The organism is Methylobacter psychrophilus, assembly GCF_025583945.1.
GTDB classification, from domain to species: domain Bacteria; phylum Pseudomonadota; class Gammaproteobacteria; order Methylococcales; family Methylomonadaceae; genus Methylobacter_C; species Methylobacter_C psychrophilus.
Genome location: NZ_JAOEGU010000119.1, coordinates 1 through 2562, shown reverse-complemented (window position 1 = coordinate 2562; position 2562 = coordinate 1). Strand labels below are relative to the sequence as shown.

The 2562-nt window shown below is 46.4% G+C and carries 2 protein-coding genes; both read right to left on the bottom strand.

All coding sequences use genetic code 11. The features are described from left to right. Positions 1 to 22: 22 nt before the first annotated feature. Positions 23 to 697, bottom strand: coding sequence for an RloB family protein (locus tag N7974_RS20345; protein ID WP_262967359.1), 675 nt, complete (start codon positions 695 to 697; stop codon positions 23 to 25). Positions 698 to 710: 13 nt separating this feature from the next. Next, positions 711 to 1979, bottom strand: a complete 1269-nt coding sequence (locus tag N7974_RS20340) for an AAA family ATPase (RefSeq protein ID WP_262967358.1) — start codon at positions 1977 to 1979, stop codon at positions 711 to 713. Between the last annotated feature and the right edge of the window lie 583 nt (positions 1980 to 2562).

The window sequence follows — 2562 nt, the reverse complement described above, 5'->3', positions numbered from 1 at the left end:
CTCATGATTCCTGCTGTAGTCGTTAGGTTTTTAGGGTAGTAAGAAGAGTCACCAAGCGGTGCAGGTCGGTATAAGGCTCTATGCCATTGTGAGCAGTGGTAAGTTGCGCCAGTTGTTCGGCACGTTGGGTGGCCGCACGGGAATAGTTACAGGTTTGTTGGTAGTAACCGGCCCGGCCTTTGTCATAATCAGGCAGGTATTGACGTAGTCGCTGATAAACGACATCGCGGTGCAATGGCGCGTGTACGTCTTCGAAATGTAATAACAGCCATAATTCAAAACACGGTACCGAAGCGATGGCTTGGACGCTGACAGGTTGTTTCAGGTCATTGCGCAATTTGCCGTTCAGTGCCGCTGCTTTGCCAAGCGCCTGATGATAGGTGATGTGATCATCACGGTCAAAAACGGCAAAAACCTGTTCAAAGGCATGGGGTTCAATGTATTTATTCTCGTCGCCGTTAATAAACAGGTGTTCTGCGTATTCCACTACTTGCAACGGTGATGTGCCATATTGGCTGTGCTGTACCTGCACGTTAGTGGTGCTTAAGCGATACTTGGTACGAATTTCGTTTAAGTAGAGCGGTTCGGTTTTGCTACCTTCACTAACAATGAGAATACGATCATAGCCCTCACGTCGGCCTGATTTACGGGCCAGTTGTTTGGTTTGTCGAGCTTTGGGTTGATTGTCTTTTCCCATATACAGCTACCGGTCAGCCTGCCGCTTGTGCGAGTAAATGTGGGTCATTAAAAAACGGCACAGCACCATAGCGTCCGGTTAAGTAGCCACGTTCCCAGGCTTCGTTTTCACGCGGACTAAAATCGCTTAGTGGATATAATCGGGTGGCTTGATCATTATCTTTTTCAGTAAACCAGATTTGGTCGCGCCGAAACAAGGTTCGATCGAGCAGTGAAGAGTCATGCGTGGTAAAGAAGAGTTGTGCACCGTGTGGATTAAGTTCTGGTTGATGGAACATACGCACCAATCGTCTAACCAGTAACGGGTGCAAACTACTGTCCAGTTCATCGACAATCAGCAAACGGCCATGCTTAAGTACATCGAGTACGGGAGCCGCCAGAGCATATAATCGTTGGGTACCTTGTGATTCTTCATACAATTCAAAACTGGCAGAGCCGCGGTCTGTCTTGTGAACAAATTGTGGCATGAGCATTTCTTGTTCGTCGTGCATAACTTTTGCCCCTTCGGGGCCAAACATGATTTTTTGCTGAAACCCTTGGCGCTGTACAGTCATGACATCACTGATGCTGATGTCCGCAGACGCAAGAAAATCACGTACTGCGCGTCTACCACTTTCGGTTTGGAGTAGTTCAGTGGTGTGATCTGGAGGCGGAGTCAGGCCTGCGCTGAAATATACCGGTTGTTCTACCAACCAGCTAAATACCGGGCCCAATAGCTCACTGTTTAGCTGCGCAGCCGTTGATAAAAACAGTGCATTGGAGCGGGTACTGTCCTGCCAAAGCTTACGTGGACCGGTGAGATGGGTACTGAACTCGTAAATAGAGCTTTGGGTTTTTTCGTCAAACTGGCGACTGAACCATTGTTGCGGTTTTGCAGTACGATAGACCAAGAGCCATTCGCTAATAATTCTTTCAGGCGTCAGGCTAAAACCGTATTGATGGCGTACCCCATTAAAGATAAAGGTGATTTCAAATTCGGTGGGTTTTGCAACACAAGCCGCATCCAGACGGAAGGGCTGAATGTTAAAAGTTTGTCCCAGTTGCATGAGTGTGGCAGATTCAGCGACCAAAGCACGCATAAAGGCCAGCGCTTGTAGTAACGTGGATTTGCCACTGGCGTTGGGGCCATAGATTACAGCACTGCGAACCACATGGGGCAGACTTTTGATACCGGTTGATGCCAAGTGCGTATCGGCGAGCTTTTTATCTTTTGACGCAACAAAACTAATAACTATTTCATCGCGAATTGACCGGTAGTTACGAATGCGAAATTCAAGCAGCATGACAAGCCTCAATTGCAAAATTAATTTAAATTATGCGCTTTTTATTCAAAAAATAAAGTAATTTTTACTTTGTGTTGCATTATTTTATCGAAATATTATTTACGATAGCGGTATTAATAGCTGGCCGAATTATTCACTCGGGTGATTTTTATTTTAAGTAGCTGGTAATTCTGAGAGGCCATTTGACGAATTATTATTTTTGCAGGAATGGTGGTTGAGATGAGTATTCTGGTCAGTGTAATTTATCCGAGTTATTAGGGCTTTTAAAGTATCTTTGTTGGTAAAAAATTTGCCGCTGTTTGAGCTGTAGGCGGGGCCGGAAGCGAGTTTAAATAAAGCAGCGTACCAGCCAAACAGGGAGGTTTGGCTTGCAGGGAAGCAAGGTGTTTAAACAGTGAAGCCGAAGGCAAGAATGCTGCCCGGGGTTTGGGGCTGGAAGCCCCATGTAAAGTAAAATCGCGGCCAAGCATGACTAAGGCCATTTTGCATAATACGATTTATACGCGGTGTGCGGGGCAGTGCTGTTCTGCCCTGCATATTGCGTATAAGGCGTGGGTATTATGTAACTTGGCATGGTCATGCC